Annotated in this window: 17 protein-coding genes; 3 read left to right on the top strand and 14 right to left on the bottom strand. The window is 32.5% G+C overall.

Annotated elements, in window-relative coordinates; genetic code table 11:
• The first annotated feature begins 30 nt into the window (after nucleotides 1–30).
• A complete protein-coding gene (gene rny, locus VBY68_RS00630) occupies nucleotides 31–1596 on the top strand; it encodes a ribonuclease Y (protein ID WP_121147543.1) in 1566 nt (521 codons plus the stop codon).
• Between the two features lie 58 nt (nucleotides 1597–1654).
• On the opposite strand, the gene VBY68_RS00635 is transcribed toward rny, so the two are convergent.
• Complete coding sequence (locus VBY68_RS00635; protein ID WP_124590164.1) at nucleotides 1655–2377, bottom strand: hypothetical protein; 723 nt, start codon at nucleotides 2375–2377, stop codon at nucleotides 1655–1657.
• A 239-nt stretch (nucleotides 2378–2616) separates the two neighbouring features.
• Between VBY68_RS00635 and VBY68_RS00640 the strand changes: the two genes are divergently transcribed.
• Complete coding sequence (locus tag VBY68_RS00640) at nucleotides 2617–3111, top strand: DinB family protein (RefSeq protein WP_415268541.1); 495 nt, start codon at nucleotides 2617–2619, stop codon at nucleotides 3109–3111.
• Here VBY68_RS00640 and VBY68_RS00645 read toward each other — a convergent pair whose 3' ends face one another.
• The 12 genes from VBY68_RS00645 to VBY68_RS00700 all read right to left on the bottom strand — a co-directional run bounded on the left by VBY68_RS00645 (nucleotide 3112) and on the right by VBY68_RS00700 (nucleotide 15436).
• Nucleotides 3112–4296 (bottom strand): gliding motility-associated C-terminal domain-containing protein, encoded by a 1185-nt coding sequence (locus VBY68_RS00645; RefSeq protein ID WP_415268542.1) that lies wholly within the window; start codon nucleotides 4294–4296, stop codon nucleotides 3112–3114.
• Nucleotides 4293–5201: a hypothetical protein gene (locus VBY68_RS00650; protein WP_273694747.1), complete on the bottom strand. Its 909-nt coding sequence runs from the start codon at nucleotides 5199–5201 to the stop codon at nucleotides 4293–4295. The genes VBY68_RS00645 and VBY68_RS00650 overlap by 4 nt, the downstream gene beginning before the upstream one ends.
• An 18-nt stretch (nucleotides 5202–5219) precedes the next feature.
• Nucleotides 5220–6329, bottom strand: a complete 1110-nt coding sequence (locus VBY68_RS00655; RefSeq protein WP_415268543.1) for a hypothetical protein — start codon at nucleotides 6327–6329, stop codon at nucleotides 5220–5222.
• A 5-nt stretch (nucleotides 6330–6334) separates the two neighbouring features.
• Nucleotides 6335–7054, bottom strand: coding sequence for a hypothetical protein (locus VBY68_RS00660; protein ID WP_415268544.1), 720 nt, complete (start codon nucleotides 7052–7054; stop codon nucleotides 6335–6337).
• A gap of 46 nt (nucleotides 7055–7100) precedes the next feature.
• Nucleotides 7101–8057 carry a hypothetical protein gene (locus tag VBY68_RS00665; RefSeq protein ID WP_415268545.1) on the bottom strand — a complete coding sequence of 319 codons (957 nt, stop codon included), beginning with the start codon at nucleotides 8055–8057 and terminating at the stop codon, nucleotides 7101–7103.
• 89 nt (nucleotides 8058–8146) lie between these two features.
• Nucleotides 8147–9199 carry an ATP-grasp domain-containing protein gene (locus tag VBY68_RS00670; protein ID WP_415268546.1) on the bottom strand — a complete coding sequence of 351 codons (1053 nt, stop codon included), beginning with the start codon at nucleotides 9197–9199 and terminating at the stop codon, nucleotides 8147–8149.
• Nucleotides 9200–9202: 3 nt separating this feature from the next.
• Nucleotides 9203–9442: a DUF6095 family protein gene (locus tag VBY68_RS00675; RefSeq protein WP_415268547.1), complete on the bottom strand. Its 240-nt coding sequence runs from the start codon at nucleotides 9440–9442 to the stop codon at nucleotides 9203–9205.
• Nucleotides 9435–10250 carry an N-acetylmuramic acid 6-phosphate etherase gene (gene murQ, locus VBY68_RS00680; RefSeq protein ID WP_273694741.1) on the bottom strand — a complete coding sequence of 272 codons (816 nt, stop codon included), beginning with the start codon at nucleotides 10248–10250 and terminating at the stop codon, nucleotides 9435–9437. The genes VBY68_RS00675 and murQ overlap by 8 nt, the downstream gene beginning before the upstream one ends.
• 207 nt (nucleotides 10251–10457) lie before the next feature.
• Nucleotides 10458–12683 carry an NADP-dependent isocitrate dehydrogenase gene (locus tag VBY68_RS00685; protein ID WP_415268548.1) on the bottom strand — a complete coding sequence of 742 codons (2226 nt, stop codon included), beginning with the start codon at nucleotides 12681–12683 and terminating at the stop codon, nucleotides 10458–10460.
• A gap of 718 nt (nucleotides 12684–13401) precedes the next feature.
• Nucleotides 13402–13749 carry a 50S ribosomal protein L19 gene (gene rplS / locus VBY68_RS00690; protein ID WP_099213784.1) on the bottom strand — a complete coding sequence of 116 codons (348 nt, stop codon included), beginning with the start codon at nucleotides 13747–13749 and terminating at the stop codon, nucleotides 13402–13404.
• Between the two features lie 122 nt (nucleotides 13750–13871).
• Nucleotides 13872–14546 (bottom strand): tRNA (guanosine(37)-N1)-methyltransferase TrmD, encoded by a 675-nt coding sequence (gene trmD, locus VBY68_RS00695; protein WP_415268549.1) that lies wholly within the window; start codon nucleotides 14544–14546, stop codon nucleotides 13872–13874.
• 29 nt (nucleotides 14547–14575) lie between these two features.
• A complete protein-coding gene (locus VBY68_RS00700) occupies nucleotides 14576–15436 on the bottom strand; it encodes an RluA family pseudouridine synthase (protein WP_415268550.1) in 861 nt (286 codons plus the stop codon).
• A gap of 314 nt (nucleotides 15437–15750) precedes the next feature.
• Here VBY68_RS00700 and VBY68_RS00705 point away from each other — a divergent pair, with 314 nt between their 5' ends.
• Nucleotides 15751–16764 (top strand): glycosyl hydrolase family 17 protein, encoded by a 1014-nt coding sequence (locus tag VBY68_RS00705; RefSeq protein WP_415268551.1) that lies wholly within the window; start codon nucleotides 15751–15753, stop codon nucleotides 16762–16764.
• Nucleotides 16765–16815: 51 nt separating this feature from the next.
• Here the strand turns inward: VBY68_RS00705 and VBY68_RS00710 are convergent, their stop codons facing one another.
• Nucleotides 16816–20082: a S41 family peptidase gene (locus VBY68_RS00710; RefSeq protein WP_415268552.1), complete on the bottom strand. Its 3267-nt coding sequence runs from the start codon at nucleotides 20080–20082 to the stop codon at nucleotides 16816–16818.
• Nucleotides 20083–20108 lie beyond the last annotated feature (26 nt).

The raw sequence follows: 20108 nt of genomic DNA on the forward strand, positions 1-20108 counted from the left end.
AGGCTTTTTTTATACAATCAAATCAAAATTATGGAGGGAATATTATTTCCTGTTTTAGCAGGAATTATAGGTGTAGCAATAGGTTTTTTTATTGCTAAAATGTTAGAGAAATCTAGTGCAAATAAATTAATACAAGAAACGAAGAAAGAGGCTAATAGCATACTTAAAGAAGCTAAAGTAGAAGCCGAAGCAATAAAGAAGGATAAGATTTTACAAGCAAAAGAAAAGTTTATAGAACTTAAGTCTGAGCATGAAAAAGTAATCCTGTCAAGAGAAAAGAAAGTTTCTGATGTAGAAAAAAGAGTAAGAGATAAAGAAAGTCAAGTATCATCAGAGCTAGATAAAACCAAAAAACTTAATAAACAATTAGAAAAAAAAGAAGCTGATTTTGATTATAAATTAGAATTCTTAGAAAAGAAAGAGTCAGAATTAGAAAAAATGCACAAGCGACATGTAGATATGCTTGAGCAGATTTCTGGATTATCTGCTGATGAAGCCAAAACCGAATTGGTAGCGTCATTAAAAGACGAAGCAAAATCTGATGCTATGTCTTTCATTCAAGATACTATTGAAGAAGCAAAAATGACAGCGCAACAAGAAGCTCGTAAGGTAGTTTTAAATACTATACAAAGAGTAGGAGTGGAGCAAGCTGTAGAAAACTGTGTATCTGTATTTAACTTGGAGTCGGATGACGTTAAGGGAAGAATTATTGGTAGAGAAGGAAGAAACATCCGTGCTTTAGAATCAGCAACTGGAGTTGAGATTATTGTAGATGATACACCTGAAGCAATTATCTTATCGTGTTTTGATCCTGTTCGTCGTGAAATTGCTCGTTTATCAATGCATAAACTAGTAACAGACGGAAGAATTCACCCAGCAAGAATTGAAGAAATTGTAAAAAAGACCGAAAAACAAATTACTCAAGAAATTATTGAAGTAGGTAAACGTACTGTAATTGATTTAGGAATTCACGGTTTACATCCTGAATTGATTAAAACAGTTGGACGTATGAAGTATCGTTCTTCTTACGGTCAAAACTTATTACAACACTCACGTGAAGTAGCAAACCTTTGTGGTATTATGGCTGCTGAAATGGGCTTAAATGCAAAAGCTGCTAAACGTGCAGGTTTATTACATGATATAGGTAAAGTACCTGAAACAGAAAGTGAATTACCACACGCATTATTAGGAATGCAATGGGCTGAAAAGTATGGAGAAAAACCAGATGTGTGTAATGCCATCGGTGCGCACCACGATGAAATAGAAATGAAAACGATGTTAGCTCCTATTGTACAAGTTTGTGATGCGATTTCAGGAGCAAGACCAGGTGCACGTCGTCAAGTATTAGATTCTTATATTCAACGTTTAAAAGATTTAGAAGATATTGCTTTTGGATTTAATGGAGTACAAAAGGCTTACGCTATTCAGGCAGGACGTGAATTAAGAGTTATGGTAGAAAGTGCTAAAGTAAACGATACTAAAGCAGCCGAATTATCATTTAATATTTCTCAAAAAATTCAGAATGATATGACCTATCCGGGACAGGTAAAAGTTACTGTAATTAGAGAGACAAGAGCAGTAAACGTAGCGAAATAATTATTAAAATAATATAATAAAAAAAATCCCTCATCAAATTTGATGAGGGATTTTTTGTTTAATCATGGTTTCTTCTTGATTTACCTTTTTGTTCAGGCTTTCCTTTTCTGTATTTATTTTTATATTTTTTGTTTTTGAAAGCTTTGTGTTTACGTCTTTTTATAATTTTACTACGCTTTCCAATTTTTGCATTTGGTAACGCTCTGTAGTAGTAAAAATTATTATCTTCTCTAAACTGACGATATTTTCTTCCAAAATCTTTTCTGTAAAAATAAACGTCATCATAATCAAAAATATCACCTATGTTTATATCGATATTTACATCAAATCCATCATCGTAATAATAATGATCATCGTCATGGTGATGGCGGTGTCCTGGTTTTACAAATCCTCTGAATCTTGGATTACCCCATCTATCATATTGAATATGTAAGTTTCCTACTTTAAATAAGTTTCCAAACTTATACCTCATAAATACACTACCAATTCTTTTTACATTTCCTCTAGCATCGTAGTTTATGTAAACGTTTCCTACACTTCTAACACGACCTCTTCTATCACGTTTAATACGAACACCATAATCTGAGTATCTATCATAGTGGGTATTGAAGTCGAAATCTCCGTTTAAAAATACGTGAAATTGAATTCCTCTTTCCACAAAGGTAACAGCGTCATTATAACGGTTTGTAACCCCAATTTTGCTAGTTGATTTTTCAATGTTGTCGGCATTTACAGTTGTTAATGACATCATTGCTAATAATAATAGTATCCCTGTTCTCATAATTGCTAATTTTAGGGTTATGCTTACTCTATATGCTTTTCGGCTTCCGCAGTTGATGTATAATTTTCAAAGAGCGTGCCAAAAAATATTTTAATATTAATTTTAAGTTGTACTTTAATTCTTTTTTTTGGTTTATGTTTTTGGTTTTTAGTGTTTTAATTTGGTTTTAAAAAATAATTTATTTCTCCAAGTAAAAAGTTCTATATTTATACGACTTACTTGAAAACTTACACTTACGAATGATAGCAGCTATTGATAAAAATTTACAAAGAGGAATTAAACTATTAGAAGCGATTAGTGATGAACAATACAGTGATACATCAATTCCACCTTATTATTCGAGTATAGGAGCAAATATGAGGCATATTCTAGATGTTTTTGCCTGTATTTTTAATGGATTGAATAGAAAATGTGTTGATTTTTCTGATAGAGAACGTAATCAATTAGCAGAGCAAAAAACTGAGTCTGGTATTGCATATTTTAATGAAGTTATTGAGCAATTATATTGTTTAGAAGCAGAAGATTTTGATACAATTATTTCTGTTACAGATGATTTAGGGACAGGAAAAGTAACAGCAAATTATACCTTGGGTAGTGCCTTAATACAAGCACATAGTCATGCAATACATCATTTTGCTAGTATAGGTTTTATCATAAATCAATTAGGGATAGAATTACCAGATGCAGATTTTGGTTACAATCCTACTACCCCAAAAAAAGAACTAGTAAAATAATTATCGGTTAATGTATACCCAACCTTTTTTTAGTTTCTGATACGCGTTTGGTTCGTCACCTAATTCTAGGTAGTAAAAGTAAGTAGCTGCAGGAAGTTTGTCTTCTCTGTTAATAGTTGATCTTCCGTTAGAAGTACCATCCCAGTTGTTTTTGTAATCTTCAGTTTGATAAACAATATTTCCCCAGCGATTATAAATTACCAATTTATTGTGAGCGTATTCATTTACTTCATCAAAAATTAAGAAGTCGTTAAGGTTATCTCCATTTGGAGAGATTAAAATATTGTTATTATTTGTGTTAATCTCATCATCTAATAGTGAGCCAATTGTAATTACTTCGTACTCGTTAGGGACAAATGAGGCAGATGTAATTGTTCCTTCAAACAAGTCTCCAGTAACTTCTAATACATCTAAATTTACCCATTGATTTTCAGTTTTACTCCAACCTACTACAATTAATTGTGAAATTTGATTAGCTAATGAAGCTATATCACTACGACTATTCCATGTTAATGTAATTTGGGTTTCATTTTTTCCGTCTAAATCCCAAAATTCAATATTGCTAATATTTTCAATTATAGCTTGCTTTTGGTCTGTTAAAAAATTAGCAGTAAAATTAGTAGGGAAATTCGGATCCTCATAAAAATAAGCTCCTTTAAAAAAGTAGTATTTATTGGTGTGAGGTAAACTCATAGGACGTAACATTGCTCCATCTCCTATAGGAAATGTAAAGTTTGATGTGTTTTTATTTCCTTGCTTTAAAGAGGCGTAGCCGTCTATATGTCGTTCATTATCTTCACCTGCATAGAAATCATAATCAATGAAATCGAATGAAATATCCGTATTATTCCTTGATGTAATTACTTGTCCATTGATAAAGCTTAACTGATTACGTACACCTAAAGAATTGTAAAGTTCTAGGTTTTGTAGCGCATCAATTTCTACATTAAAAAAGATGATTTTGTTAGTGCCAGAAATAGTTCTGGTTTCGTTATCAGCATAAAAACCAGCAAAACCAATATAATTGTTTAAGGTACCGTTGTTTACCAAGTTGGTATGGAAACCAATTTGAGCACCATCGTGTAACTGTACATTACCCGAATTTTGAAATGCATTTTGTGCTATAGTTAGAGTAATACTACTAATAAAAAAAATAAACGATATGTGTTTTTTATATAACATCATTTATTTACTCTGTAAGTTATACGACGGTTGGTAATTATTCTTTTATTACATGATATAATCTCAACTGAAACAGTATTTGTGTTTGAGACGGTTCCACTTGTGGCTGTAACTTCATAAATATAATTTCCTACTATAGTAGGAGAATCTGTTGGGTTTTCATTTGTAGAGGAAAATGTATAAGCAACAGGAGAGGAAGTGACTGTCCAAGTGTATGAGGCACTACCAGCATCGGTACCTGATGGGTTAGCGAATAAATTTACTGTTTGACCAGAACAAACAGGAGAGTTAGAAGTAGGGGTTACGCCCAAGTTACCCCCATTATTATTTGCTTCGTTAAACGTTAAGGGTTTAGGGTTTGGACCTCCACCATTACAGTTTGTATATCTTGTTGCACCGATGTATAAAATTTTTTGAACATTACAGCCAGCTGGGTTTATATAAATGCCGTGATCGGTACCTAGAGTTAAACCATCTGGATTGGAGTTTTCAATAAACAATGAAGCATTTGCAGTTAAAGACAAAGACACATTAGCATCCCATCTTAAAAGGCCGTCATAGGCTATGTTAAACTCAAGTGTATTAATGCTAGAGGTACCAGTGATGGATAATGTTTCAATAACGGGTGTTCCAGTTCGATCACCTATGGTTACTGAATTAATAGTATTACTAATAGTACTATTAATTGTTACAGTAGCTCCATTAGAAATAGTAACATCGTTTGTGCCTGCTACTTGACCAGGATACGTTGTTGCAGGAACCCAAGTAACACCATTGTAAACTTCCCAAATACTAATAGTTGTCCAGTTGCCCGAAGTTATAGTCCTATAATCATTTAAAGATTGAGAGAAGGAAGTACTTACTACCCCTGTAAAAAGGAAAAAGAACAATGTTTGTAACCACTTCATAAGGTTTATTTTTTTGAATTATTTAACTACAAAAACAACATTAATTATCGTGTTATCATCCGTAGGTATGTTGTCTACACTATAAGTCATTAACCCGCTATCATCTATACTGTTAATAGTAAGGATAGACGTGTCATAATCGGTAACGTAGTAGTATAATTCATCAGCATTATAAGTAGGTATTGTAGCAGGAGCACTAGTACTACCAATAGCAGGACTATTAAATTGAGCTGTATATTGTGTGTATAAATTGATAGTTCTACCCGAACCAGTTGTACTAGCATCTATTGCAATTGATGGAGGATAGAATATTCTAGAAGCTTTAGTTGGGGCTATTTGCTCCCAAGCACCATTGTTGTATATATATATGGTACTGTGTTCACCTGAGGTTAATTCATAAATAAAAAAATCATTTTCTATAGGGGTGTAACCTACAGGGAAAGAATATGTAGCAGGTGTGCTTGTTGAAGAGTTTGATGTTTTTGTTACAGTATTTTGTTGGTTATTAACCCATTCTACACCTGTACTTGTTGAGGTTAATATTTGACCAGAAGTTCCAGCAGAATTATTAACATCTAATAGTGTATTATTAAACTCAGTAGGGCTTTGTAACATAATGTTACTAGGAGCAGAAAGTTGTATAGTACTAGCAGATGAAAGCTGAATAGTGCTACCAATTCCTGTAGAGCTTATTTGCATATTGTTGATAGCATTCATTTGAATAGTATTGTCACTAAATACTTGAATACTATTATTACTAAATAATTGAAAGTAAGTTAAGTTTTCAAAAGTTAATCCAAAATTATTGATACCGGTTAATTTACGATTTGCTGTTAAAGCACCATCGGATGTATAGATGTTTTGAGAAGCTAATGTAGAGGTGATTAATTTCCAACCGTCCACAGTATCATATATTTTTATTTGATTGTTGGTTGTATCGAACCAAACATCATTTTCAAGAGGAAGGGTTGGTGCAGTTGTAGAGGTGGTTACAGTATTGTTATTAACTGTTTGTATAGTTCCTTTGTTATCAATAACCCTAACTTCTTGTGCATTGATACTAAAAGTAAATAGTATCAATGCAAAAGTTAGTATAAATATTTTTATATGTTTAATGTTTTTGAACATTAATATTAATTGATGTAGTGTACTTCAATAACATCTCCTAGATATAAAGGTAAATCAGCAGAGATATTTATATCAATAGATCCAGCTGTAGTTGCAGTGAAATCAGTATTCCAACGTAATTTTACTCCATTTCTAAATACAAATAACTTAGCTTCATTTGTAGCGTCAATAACAGGTAAACCAGCTACAAGAATACTTTCTGTAGGTCCAGTAGTATTAGTTGGAGGGGTAGCTTCTCTTCTTATAGCTGTAACTTGGAATAAGTCAGCTAATTGTATTTTTTGGATAGCTCCAGAATCTTCATCTCTGATTAATACTGTAAAACCAGTTCCGCCAGCAGCAGCATCTCCGTCATGAGATTCACGATCAACAGCGTTTGTAGAAGCAGTACCCGCAGTGACTAACTCTAATCCATCTAAAGCAAATTCTGTTCCTGTTCCAGCTGTAATATATGTGTTTTCAGTTAACGTACCACCTAATTGCCAAGTAGTAACTACACCACCACTAGGTGTTGTGTTGGTAAAAGAAGTTAAACCATTTTCAGCTTGTAAATATTTAATAGTACCCTTATTGTCTACTAATTTTACTACACCACCATTGTTACCTAATGTAGTAGCTGCTTGTACAGCAATATCACCAGAGGTAGTTTGTGCACTAACAGTACCAACAGTTAAGAAACCAATGGCTACTAAAGCGACTTTTAATTTGTTTGTAATTTTTTTCATAATTTGAGTATTGATTGCGTTATTAAACTTTTTTATTGGTTATTTATTAATATAATTGAACTATTCGTATTTCATCACCTGCATAGCATACAGCATCAGGTTCTATTGTAATTGTTGTAGTGTTATTAACTGTAAAATCTATTCGTACTCCGTTTCTGTATACGTTAATTTTATCAGTTGTATATAATGTAAGTCCCGTAAAAGTTACTTGTCCGTCTGTAGCTGTAATTTCTGTAATTTCCTCTCTAAGTAAATTAGAACTGGTTACTTTTTTCAAAACCCCAGTGGTTCTGTCTACTGTAACTATATCGTCAGATGTAGTGTCTCCATTTTCTAAACCTGTAACAGCTAGCGTGTTTGTAGTATTGGTTTCAATAGTAGTAGGTTGAATTAATACACCACCTAATTGAATAGTGTTACTTGCGTTTATCAAAAGCCCATTATTAGCAGATGCTGTAGAGTTTGATGTTACCCATGTTGTACCGTCGTAGGCATAAATTATACCAGTAGTTGTATCTACATAAACATCTCCAGGTGTTGGGTTAGGAGCTGTGCTAGCATTAGGACTTCCGTTACCTTTTCTTGGGTTGTTATCTATAGAAATCCAATTGGTTCCATCCCAAATACTAGTAGTATTGTTTAGAGTATCGTTAATCCAAAAATCACCTACGTTATTGTCAGTTGGAGCAGTAGAAGAGGTTGTAACTTTAATAGATTCTCTTGTGTTTCCAGAATCACCATCACATAAGCTTATCCACGAAGTTCCATCATACATAAAAACACAGTTTTGATCAGTATTGAAAACTAAGGCACCTCGTAAAGGTTGGATAGTGTTCATTTGAGTATCTGTCATTCTACTAATAACTAATACCTTGTCTGAACTTTCCAATTCTAAAATAGAGCTTGAATGTATAGAAGAAGGATTCTCCCCAACTTTAACTTGAGAGAAAGTTGGAATTATTGCACAGAAAAGAACCAATGAAAAAAGTAATCTTCTTTCCATTCAGTTGAGTAGTTAATTGGTTTTAAGACTCGGGGGGATTCTTAACAATACATGAACATGTATTCGCTTACAAAGATAGAAAAGATTTTCTATTTAGATAGACGTTTAATTTTTTTTGTATATTTTTTTAATAAAATGATCTCATTAAGAAAGCTTATAGAATCTTTGTATGGGGTGTTAAAGTTTCTGTGGTTTGTAATAGCAATAGTAAAGAGTGACTTCCAATGCGTTCTTATAGCTTTTAAGGCTTTTAAGTAGGTGTAATTTTGCGAATCGTAAATGTGAGTAGGCTCTGCTATTATTCCGTTTATTTCTAGTATCTTAAAATCGATTCCTTCTTCTAATTCTTCAAAAGTATTGTATTTTAAATCAATTCGACCATAGTACCAACCAGGTATTGATTTACTTAGTTTGTCAAAGGTTGTAGTTAATTTATCACTTATTAAATGATTACCGTTAATAAACTGTGTTCCTTTTGAATGATTACCTATAGCCGTAAGTTTAATAACCTTGTTTTTAATAGGGATTTCTGTAAGTTTATCTTGATGGATTTTAGAAAATAACTCTATGTATAATTTAGCTCTTTCATCAGCTAGAATAAGTTCTTTTAATGTAGAAGTTCCGTCTCCTGTAACAGATAAAAAACGTTTTAAAGTTAATGAAGAAATTTTACCAGAATCATTTTTGGGGTTTCTATGATAAAATATACCACATTCGTTTTCATAATCTAAAAATTCTTGAATAATAATATCAATAGTATATTTTTTAAGATAGTTTTTTAAGGCGTCTTTTGAAATTATTTTCTCAACCAGTAACCCACGAAAACCTATATCAGGTTTCGCAATTAAAGGAAAGTTGATTTTTTGTTCTTGAATATTTTTACAAACTATTTCAAAATCAGTATTAGGTTTAATTAAAACTGATTTTGGGCGGTGTTTTTCAGGAACCAATAATATAGTTTCATATTTGCTTTCAGTGCCATTTCCAGAGCTTTTTATACATGGGTTAGCCGCACTAAAAAAAGCCAAATGTTTTGCTTTATAAGCTAAATAAAAAGCATATGGAACATTAGGAAGATAAAACATAGCGGATGGCCAATGTTCCCAATCTGTTATTTTTTTTATGGAATTGCTTCTAATCAAAAGTTATTTGCTGAAAAGGTGATCCAATATGGTTTTAAATGTTTTAAAGCCATAATATACGGTAAAAAGTATTAACAAAACACCAATTACAAGCAATCCGTAAGCAATAAAAACTTTAGGAGATTCTTTAAAAGCTCGTAAAGCTTTAAAAGCAATACTTAAAACTAAGGGAGAAATAATAAGTAACCCTAAGAAAACTAATAGTTTTTTTATTCCAGTTTCAAAAGTAGTAGGTTTATTCATTAGTAAAGTTTTTTATAGCTTCACGAACATTTCCGTATTTTTTTAATAAATCGCTAGCGGTTTTTTGGTCGATATTTAATTCAGAAGCTAACATTTTTTCTCCTCTATCTACTAATTTGTTGTTGGATAGTTGCATGTCAACCATTTTATTTCCTTTAACTCTTCCTAATTGAATCATACTAGCTGTAGAAAGCATATTTAATACCAGTTTTTGTGCTGTTCCAGCTTTCATTCGGGAACTTCCTGTTACAAATTCAGGGCCTACAACGACTTCAATAGGGAACTGAGCAGTTAATGCTAAGGGGCTTCCTTGATTACAAGTTATACAGCCTGTTACAATATTATTATCATTGCATTTTTCTAAGGCAGATATAACATAAGGGGTAGTACCTGATGCAGCAATTCCTACAACAACATCTTTTGATGATATTTTATATTCTTGTAAATCTTTCCATCCTTGGTTCGTTGAATCTTCAGCAAATTCAACAGCTTTTCTAATAGCGTAATCGCCACCTGCAATAAGTCCAACAACTAATTCGTGAGGAACACCAAATGTTGGGGGGCACTCACTAGCATCTACAATTCCTAATCGTCCGCTAGTACCAGCACCTATGTAAAATAACCGTCCACCTTCTTTTAGTTTTAGAACAATTTGTTCAGTAAGTTTTTCTATTTGTGGGAGTGCTTTTTCTACAGCTAAAGGAACTGTTTTATCTTCTTTATTTATGTTAAGCAATAATTCAGAAATACTCATTTTTTCTAAATCATTGTAGTTAGAGTCTTGTTCGGTTGTTTTTGTAAACTTCATGCTTCAAATTTACTAATTAAAAGTTTCAAGAAATTAGAATGTGACGATTATAATTTTGTCGTGTCATAACTATGTGCCAAACAATGTTATGAGAAGTAAATAGTAATTCGGGGGACATTATTGTTTAATAATTTGTTTGGTTTAATTGTTTAAACAAAAAAGCAGGTGATAAAATCACCTGCTTTTGAATTTTATATAATTGTTTAATTATATGTTTTGTATAATGCTATTAAGAGTTTTGCTTGGCTGCATTACCTCATTAGCTAAAGTATCATTAGGTTCATAATATCCTCCAATGTTAACAGCTTTACCTTGTACAGAATTTAATTCTTCAACAATAGTAGTCTCATTCGCAGCCATTTTTTCCGCGATAGGAGCGAATTGAGCTTTTAAATCAGCATCTTTATCTTGAGAAGCTAAAGCTTGTGCCCAATACATAGCTAAATAAAAATGAGAACCTCTATTGTCTAATTCTCCAGTTTTTCTTGAAGGTCCTTTTTTGTTGTCTAATAACTTATCTGTAGCATCATCTAAAGTTTCAGCTAATACTTTTGCTTTACTATTATCATTTGTTTCACCTAAGTGCTCTAAAGAAACAGCTAAAGCTAAAAATTCACCTAAAGAATCCCAGCGTAAGTGGTTTTCTTCAACTAATTGTTGAACATGCTTTGGGGCAGATCCTCCAGCACCCGTTTCAAACAATCCACCACCATTCATTAATGGTACGATAGATAACATTTTAGCTGAAGTTCCTAATTCTAAAATAGGGAATAAGTCAGTTAAGTAGTCACGTAATACATTTCCTGTTACTGAAATAGTTTCTTTACCTGCTTTAACTCTCTCTAAAGTATATTTAGTAGCTTCTACTTGAGATAAGATTTTAATTTCTAACCCAGTAGTATCGTGATCTTGTAAGTACTTTTCTACTTTTTTAATAATCTCTCTATCATGAGCTCTTTCTTCACCTAGCCAAAAAACTGCAGGTGCTCCTGTAGCTCTTGCACGAGTAACAGCTAATTTTACCCAATCTTGAATAGGTGCGTCTTTTGTTTGACACATTCTCCAAATATCGCCAGCTTCAACAGTATGCTCTAATAAAGTAGTTCCGTTGGCATCAATCACTTCAACTTTTCCATTAGAAGTAATTTCAAATGTTTTATCATGAGAACCGTATTCTTCAGCTTTTTGAGCCATTAAGCCTACATTAGGAACTGTACCCATTGTAGTAGGATCAAAAGCACCATTCTTTTTACAGAAATCAATAGTTTCTTGGTATAAACCAGCATAAGAACTATCAGGAATTACAGCTTTAGCATCTTGAGGCTTTCCTTCTTTATTCCACATTTGACCTGAAGTACGAATCATTGCCGGCATAGAAGCATCAATAATTACGTCAGAAGGAACGTGTAAATTGGTAATTCCTTTGTCAGAATTTACCATTGCAACATCAGGGTTACTAGTGTAAATAGCTTCAATATCTGCTAGAATTTCTGCTTTTTTATCAGCAGATAACTCTTCAAGGTTACTTAGTAAGTTACCAAAACCGTTATTTACATCTACACCAATTTCTTTAAAGGTATTACCATGCTTAGCAAATAAATCTTTAAAGAAAACACGAACAGCATGACCAAAAATAATAGGGTCAGAAACCTTCATCATAGTTGCTTTCATATGTAAAGAGAATAATACTCCTTTGTCGTTAGCATCTTTAACTTGTTCTTCTAAGAAAGTTAATAATGCTTTTTTACTCATTACAGAAGCATCAATAACTTCTTTCGCTAATAATGATAAGTTATCTTTTAATATAGTTTTGTTTCCATTATCATCTGTATGTACAATTTGTACATTAGTTGCATTTGGTACAGTAACTGATTTTTCACTGTGTGCAAAATCACCTTCTGTCATTGTTGAAACGTGAGTTTTAGAGTCGGAACTCCAAGCTCCCATTGAATGAGGATTCTTTTTTGCGTAGTTTTTTACAGCTTTTGGAGCTCTACGGTCAGAGTTACCTTCACGTAAAACAGGGTTTACTGCAGATCCTTTTACTTTATTATAACGTGCTAAAATTGCTTTTTCTTCATCAGTAGTAGCTTCTTCAGGATAATCAGGTAAAGCATATCCTAAAGCTTGTAGCTCTTTTATAGCCGCTTTTAATTGAGGAACAGAAGCTGAAATGTTAGGAAGTTTAATAATGTTAGCTTCTGGTTTTTTTGCTAAATCTCCTAAAAAAGCTAAAGCGTCTTCAACTTGTTGTTCTTTAGGTAAAAAGTCTGAAAAATTAGCAAGAATACGACCAGCAAGAGAAATATCTTTGGTTTCTACTTCTATGTTAGATGATTTTGTAAAAGCTTTTACGATTGGTAAAAACGAACGAGTAGCTAATGCTGGAGCTTCATCCGTTTTTGTGTACATAATTTTAGCAGTCTTATTCATATTTATAAGTAATAAATTAAATTATATTTTGAAGTGATGCAAATTTAAGAATTACGGGTGAGTTTTTTGATAGTAAATTATTATTAATTAGGGTGTTTTGTTGTGAATATGATAATTTAGAGAAGAGAAATGGAGATTTTGTTATTAAAAACAAAAGCCATATCAAACAATTTCTTGTAATTGACATGGCTTTCTTGAAATAGTAAGAGGTACTGATTTGTATTACTACATAATCAAATAAAACAGTGTTTATGCTTTTTCCTTAGAAAAAGCTACGTTACCATCTCAAAAAGAAACTCCACTTTATAAATTATACCATTCATAAAATAAAAGCTTCAGTGTTTTTAAACAGGTTAGTTAAGCTAAATATAAACCAATAATACTTATAAACTTATAACTAGAAAACTATAAATTATTAATAACTTACAATTAATCAAAAAATTATGATGATTGTATTTAGTCTTGATTCTGTTTAAAAACAAAATATATAAAGAACGTTACTTTAAAGGTTTACTTTTGGTGATTAATATAGCTAACTATAACTCTGACGTCACTTACTTTGTAAACTCTTTTCCAAAGATAAGAAATAATTATCTCTTTTTTTTGGGTTTAAGTATTTTGTTATCAACAGTTTAAATAAGTGTGTTATTAACAAATGGGAATAAAAAAAAACACCATGATTATCATGGTGTTTTTTAGTTTTCTTGATAAGAAGCTTTTAACGTCTTCTTTCTTTAATTTTTGCTTTTTTACCAGTAAGACCTCTAAAGTAGTAAATACGAGCTCTACGTACTTTACCTGTTTTATTAATCTCAATCTTTTGGATAGATGGTAAGTTGATAGGGAAGATACGCTCAACACCTACAGTACCAGACATTTTTCTGATGGTAAATGTTTCTGAAGCACCGCTTCCTCTTTTTTGGATAACAACTCCTCTAAAGAACTGAGTACGAACTTTGTCTCCTTCTCTAATTTCGTAGTATACTGTAATAGTATCTCCAGCTGCGAATTCTGGTAATTCGTTTTTTGTTACAAATTCGTCTTGAACAAATTTTACTAAATCCATTTCCTTGTTATTTATGGTTGTATAAAAGCAACATTCACGATTTTCGTCAGAGGTTGATTTTGTGGCTGCAAATTTAAAACTTTTCTTTTGATAAAAAAAATAAATAAATTGTTGATTATTAGTTAATCTAACAAATCAGGACGTATTTCTTTAGTTCGTTTGTATGCTTGTTCAGAGCGCCACTCTTCAATTTTAGGAAAATTACCCGATAATAATACTTCAGGTACTTTCATTCCCTCATATTCAGAAGGTCTCGTGTATACAGGAGGTGATAGTAGGTTATCTTGAAAACTATCTGTTAAAGCAGAAGTTTCATCACCTAAAACCCCAGGAATTAAACGGATAACAGCATCACATAAAACTGCTGCAGCCAATTCTCCTCCAGTTAATACATAATCTCCAATAGAAATTTCTTTGGTAACAAATTTATCACGCACACGTTGGTCGACACCTTTATAATGCCCAGTTAAAATAATAATATTTTCCTTTAATGAAAGAGTGTTTGCTGTAGCTTGATTTAGGGTTTTAGCATCAGGAGTCATATATATGATTTCATCATATGTTCTTTCTGATTGAAGTTTTTCAATACATTTTGCAATGGGCTCAATCATTAAAACCATTCCAGCACCTCCGCCAAATTGGTAATCGTCTATTTGACGATAGTTGCCAAAACCATATTCTCGTAGGTTATGAAAATGAACTTCAGCGAGTCCTTTGTCAATAGCCCTCTTCATCATCGAGTTTTCAAATGGGCTTTTTATTAAGTCGGGTTCAACCGTAATAATATCTATTCGCATGCGGCAAAGATAGATGATTTAAAGGAGATTTATTGTGGGAATATTTTTTTGAATTTCTTAGGAAGTTCTTTTGTAATATTGATTGTTTCTTTAGTAAATGGATGTGTAAAGGATAGGGTAGATGCATGTAAGAATAATCCCTTTCCGTTTAAAACCAAATCTTCTATAAAGTATTCTTTATCACCTAAAATTGGATTACCGATAGTAAACAAATGTTTGCGTAATTGGTGTTTTCTTCCAGTTTTAGGAGTTAATTTAACTAAGTTCAAAAAATCAAATCTAGGTGATTTAACAGTTTCAATAACTTCAAACGAAGTAAAAGCATTTTTATCACTTATAGGAGAATCTATTTCTCCATTTAGTTTCATTTTACCAATACAAATAGCATGATATATTTTATGAATTTCTTTCTTTTCAAATAGTTGGTTTAACGAAATGATACTGGCGGTTGTTTTTCCGATGAGTAATAACCCGCTTGTTGGATAGTCCAGTCGATGAATTGGTCGAGGACGAGTAGCATCAGCTAGTGTGCTTTTTTGCAGGTTTTGTGTAAGAGCATTGTCAATTGTAGCAAAAGAATTTCCACTTACTAAGATTCCTGAAGGTTTATAAATAATAGCTAAATAGTCATCTTCATAAAGAATTTCTAAAGGAAAATTAAATTGTTTTTTCTTAAGAGTTTCTTCTGTTTGAAATAAGTCAATAGTTTCTCCTCCTTTAATATATAAAGCTGTTGTAGCTGTTTTACCATTAACATTTACGAATCCTTTTTTAATGGCTTTTTTTATGCCAGATTTTGTAGGAATAGTTTTGAAAATTCCAACAGCATACTCTTGTAGTCGAATAGGGGTTACTATATTTTTTACGTTATGAGTTTCAGAAATTTTCAAAAAAGAAGGACTTTGTTTTGTTCAAAACTAGTCAATAAAATTAAAATGAGATGTTATTTATAGCCATAAAAAGAGAAAATAGTTACGAATGGTGACAAATGTGATTAAATAATAAGGTAAAAACAATTGTTTTCAAGTTGTATGTTGGAAGTATAAAGGACATACTTGAAAGATTGATGAGGAATTAGGAACTACCTTTTTTTGTTTTATAAAAGAACTCTCTTACCTCATTTTTATACGTTTAAAGATGTTTTTAAAAAAAGATATTAAAGATGTAGTAATTTTAATAATCAAACAACAAAAACTAATTAATAATGAATCATTCAATATTTAAATCAATTATAGGAGTTAATTTTAGTAATACTTTTCAAAGTGCAGGAAAACAAGTAAGTGCAACAAAAGCAGCTGCGCAAATAAAAGCAACGGGCGTTAAAACGGTTAAGATGTTTACGTACAATCAGGCAGATTGTATTAGTGCTTTTGCTAAGGAAGGATTGCAAGTTTTAGTTGATGTGCCAAATGGAGATTTAAAAGCTTGTGCTAAAAATGATTCAACTACTATTAATACAATTGTAGATGTGTTATCTAACAACGCTAGCTCCATTCCTATGATTTGTGTTGGAAACGAACCTTTAGGAAGTTGGTGGAATAATGCATACGCCCCATATCTTGTAGAAGCTATAACAAATATTAAAACAGCTATAAAAGCAAAAGGATTATCTGCCAAAGTAACTGTTCCTTTTAATTATGCTATTATGGGGAATTCATATCCGCCTTCAGCAGGAGCTTTCAATAGTAGTCTTAAGAATACAATTTTAGATGTTTGTGCTATTTTAAAAGAAGATAATTCAGTGTTTATGGTTAATGTATATCCATTTATTACTCAAAATAATCAGCCAAATAATGTTCATTTAGATTATTGTTTGTTTACTGCAGGTGAAAAGCATTGGGTTCATGATGGAAGTTATACATATAAAAATATTTTTGATGCAATGTATGATGCATTATATGTAGCATTAGGAAATAATGGATATGGAAGCTTACCTATTGTTATTGGTGAAGCAGGATGGCCTACAGGACCTACAGCTACTTACTCTACAGCAACAAAAGCAAATGCACGAACATTTAATCAAAATTTAATTAATCATTGTAAAAGTGGAAACGGAACACCACGTAACCCTAATGTTAGAATTCCTTGTTTTATTTTTGAAATGTATGATGAAGATAAGAAGCCAACTGGTGCTGGTCTTTTTGAGCAACATTGGGGAGTTTATGGATATAATTCTCAAAGTAAAAATTATGAAGCTAAGTATAGTTTAACTTGGTAACTAGTTGTATGATAAAAAAAGGATAGTTAATTAACTATCCTTTTTTTATTTTTAATACCCATCAGGTCTTTTCCATCGAACAGGTGGAGCAGGCTCAGGTTTAGGAATGAATTCATTAGTTTTTAGTAAGCGTAAAGCTTCATTAACAGCCTTTTCGAGTTGAGGGTCTTTTCCTTTTAAAACTTTACTTGGCTCTTGGTGTACTTCAATATCAGGAGCTACACCTTCACCTTCAACAGCCCAATTACCATCTAAATCAAAAAAACCACCACGAGGAGCAACCATTCTACCACCATCAATAAAAGCAGGTGTATCCCAAGTTCCTACTAAACCTCCCCACGTGCGAGTTCCTACTAAAGGCCCTATTTTTCTTTCTTTAAACATGTAAGGGAAAAGGTCTCCTCCAGAGCCAGCACGTTCATTAATGATCATCACTTTTGGTCCCCAAATACCAGCAATTGGAGTTGTCCATGGTTTTCTTTTATTAGCTTTACTATTAAAGTAACCAAAAGGTTTTCTCGATAAAATATCAATCATATAATCAGCTGCACTACCACCACCATTATTTCTTTCATCTATGATAACTCCTTTTTTATCTTGTTGAGAAAAGTAGTAACGGTTAAAAGAAGTGAATCCGTTGTTTGATGTGTTCGGAACATATACATACGCTAATTTTCCACCAGACAGTTCATCTACTTTTCTTCTGTTTTCTTCTACCCAGCCTATAGAACGTAAACTTCTTTCGCTGGCAACAGGTTTTACCAAAATGGTTTTTGCTCCCTTAACTGTAGGTTTAGAATTTACCTTAATATAAATTTCTCTTCCAGCTGTTTGCTCTAAGGCTTTATATAGATTGTCTTCTGAAGTAAGGGTAACTCCATTAACTTCTAATAAATAATCTCCTTCTTTAACATCAATTCCAGGAAGCCCTAATGGGGCCTTAATAGAAGGATTCCAACGCTCTCCTTTGTATATTTTAGAAAACTTGTATAAACCATTTGCTTTTTCAAAATCACAACCTAATAATCCAACAGGAACATAGTTGGTTTTAGGAGTATCACCTCCGTAAACGTATGAATGACCAATAGCAACTTCACCGCTCATAATGTCTACAACATAGTTTAAGTCAGTTCTGTGTCTTACATGATCAATCCATGGAGCGTACCATTGGTAGATTTTATCCCATGGGGCACCGTGTACATTGTCAACATATAAAAAATCTCTCATATAGCGCCAACCTTCTTTAAAGATTTGATGAGCTTCAGCTTTTGGATCGACCTTAATTTTTAAATTGGTTTTTATAGAGCCTTTACCAGGTTTTACTGGAGATTTACTACTAACAATACTCCAGTTTCCTTTACTTGATAGTAATACAGATTCTCTATCTTCTGAAACTGTTATTGAACGAGCTTCTTTGGTAAATTCAGTCGCTTTTTCTTTTGAAATATCATAGTCGTGAATAGTAGTACTTGGGCTGTTTTCATTTGCTTCTGCTACAAAAACATGATTTTTTGGAGCTTTGTATAAAGCTGTATAATTTTTAGCAGGCAATTTTAAAGCAATAGCTCTATTGAAAATGCCTTCTTCATCAATCACAACTTTTATTTGATCAGCTTCTTTTGATGTTTTTTTATCGTTTTTTTCTTCTTCTTCTTCTTCTTCTTTGCTCTTTTCTTCAGAATCTTTTTTTTCAGCTTTCTCTTCGTCAGTTTTAGGTAGGTTAGGAGCTTTGTCTTTGCTGTTCAGAACAATTGCATATAAACTACGTGTTACTGAAGGGTCGTAAGAACTCATGTCTAGCCATCCAGATGCTAACCCGTAGTTGGTGCTAGCCAAGGTGTAAATATATTTTCCTGAAGCATCCCATACAGGAGAAATAGCATCTGCTAAAGGATCTGTAATTTGAACTGTTTTTTTAGAACTGATTTGGTATGCATAAATAGACTTAAAATGATTTTCGTTTTGTTTAGCATAAGCAATCCAATCACTATCAGGTGACCATTTAGGATTCATAGTTCTATTTGGGTGTGCAAAATTATCAGTCGCTACTTTTTCGGCTTTTTGGGTTTCTAAATTTAAAACCCAAATATTAAAATGCGTATCGGTAAACGATACATATTTTCCATTAGGAGACCAATCAGGTTTGAAATAAAAAGTAGGATTAGGAATTTTAATATATGATTTATTATCTCCATTTTGGTCGGCAATTACCAACTCGTATTCTCCATTTTTGTCAGAAAACCAAGCTACTTTATCTCCTTTTGGAGACCAAATAGGGTACCTATCAGCAACACCTGAAGAGTTGGTTAAGTTTCTCCAAGTACCATTTTCTTTAGGGATAGTAAAAATTTCACCGCGGTATTCAAAAATGGCTCTTTTTCCTTTAGGAGAAATATTAGGGTTCGTTAAATTTCTTCCTTTTACATCCATCCAACGCGTTCTCGCATAGTTTAAATCACCATGAACTGTTATGGGGATTTGCTTGGTAGCTGAGGTGCTAGGGTTTAAAAAGTGGATGTACCCTCCTTGTTCATAAACAATCCCGTTTGAATTAGCATCCAGACTTTTTACGTCGAATTTTTTATGAAATGTAAGTTGTTTTTCTTGTTTCGTTGTTAAATTATATGACCAAATATTACTAGTGTAGTCTCTTTCAGAAATGTAGTAAACACTACCGTTATACCAAACAGGATCTAAATGCCTTTCTTTATTTTTTTGAGGAGTTTTAACTAGTTTTTGATTTTGCATATTCAAAATCCAAATAGGCATTGCTTGACCACCACGATAGTTTCTCCATTCTGCATCCCAACTAGTAATAGGAGTATAGGCGAGATATTTACCATTTTTTGAAAATTCTCCATAAGCAGCTCTTGGAACTTTTACAGCTTCAGGTAAGCCTCCCTTTAATGAAACGGTATAAAACTTATTTGTTTGAGTAGGTCTGCTTTTTCTAGAAGAACGGAATACAATTTTGTTGTCAGGTGTCCAGCCTTGTACAAAGTCACCACTTGGATGATAAGTTAAACGTTTGGGTTCACCACCAGTAGCAGGAATTACATATACATCAGTATTCCCATCGTACTGTGCGGTAAACGCGATCATAGTGCCATCATTAGAGAAATGCGGGTTTGACTCATAGCCATCATCGCTGGTAAGTCGTATGGCATCTCCGCCTTTAATCGGAGCCTTCCAAAGGTCGTTTGCATAAACAAAAACAACCTCAGAATTAGATATCGTAGGTTGTCTTAATAAACGTGTTCCTTGAGAGAAACCAGTATAACAAACTGTTAAAGTAAGTAAGGTTAGTATTTTTTTCATGTTTTTTGAAATTTTAAACTTTAAAG

Source organism: Tenacibaculum ascidiaceicola (genome assembly GCF_047470925.1).
Lineage (GTDB): Bacteria > Bacteroidota > Bacteroidia > Flavobacteriales > Flavobacteriaceae > Polaribacter > Polaribacter discolor.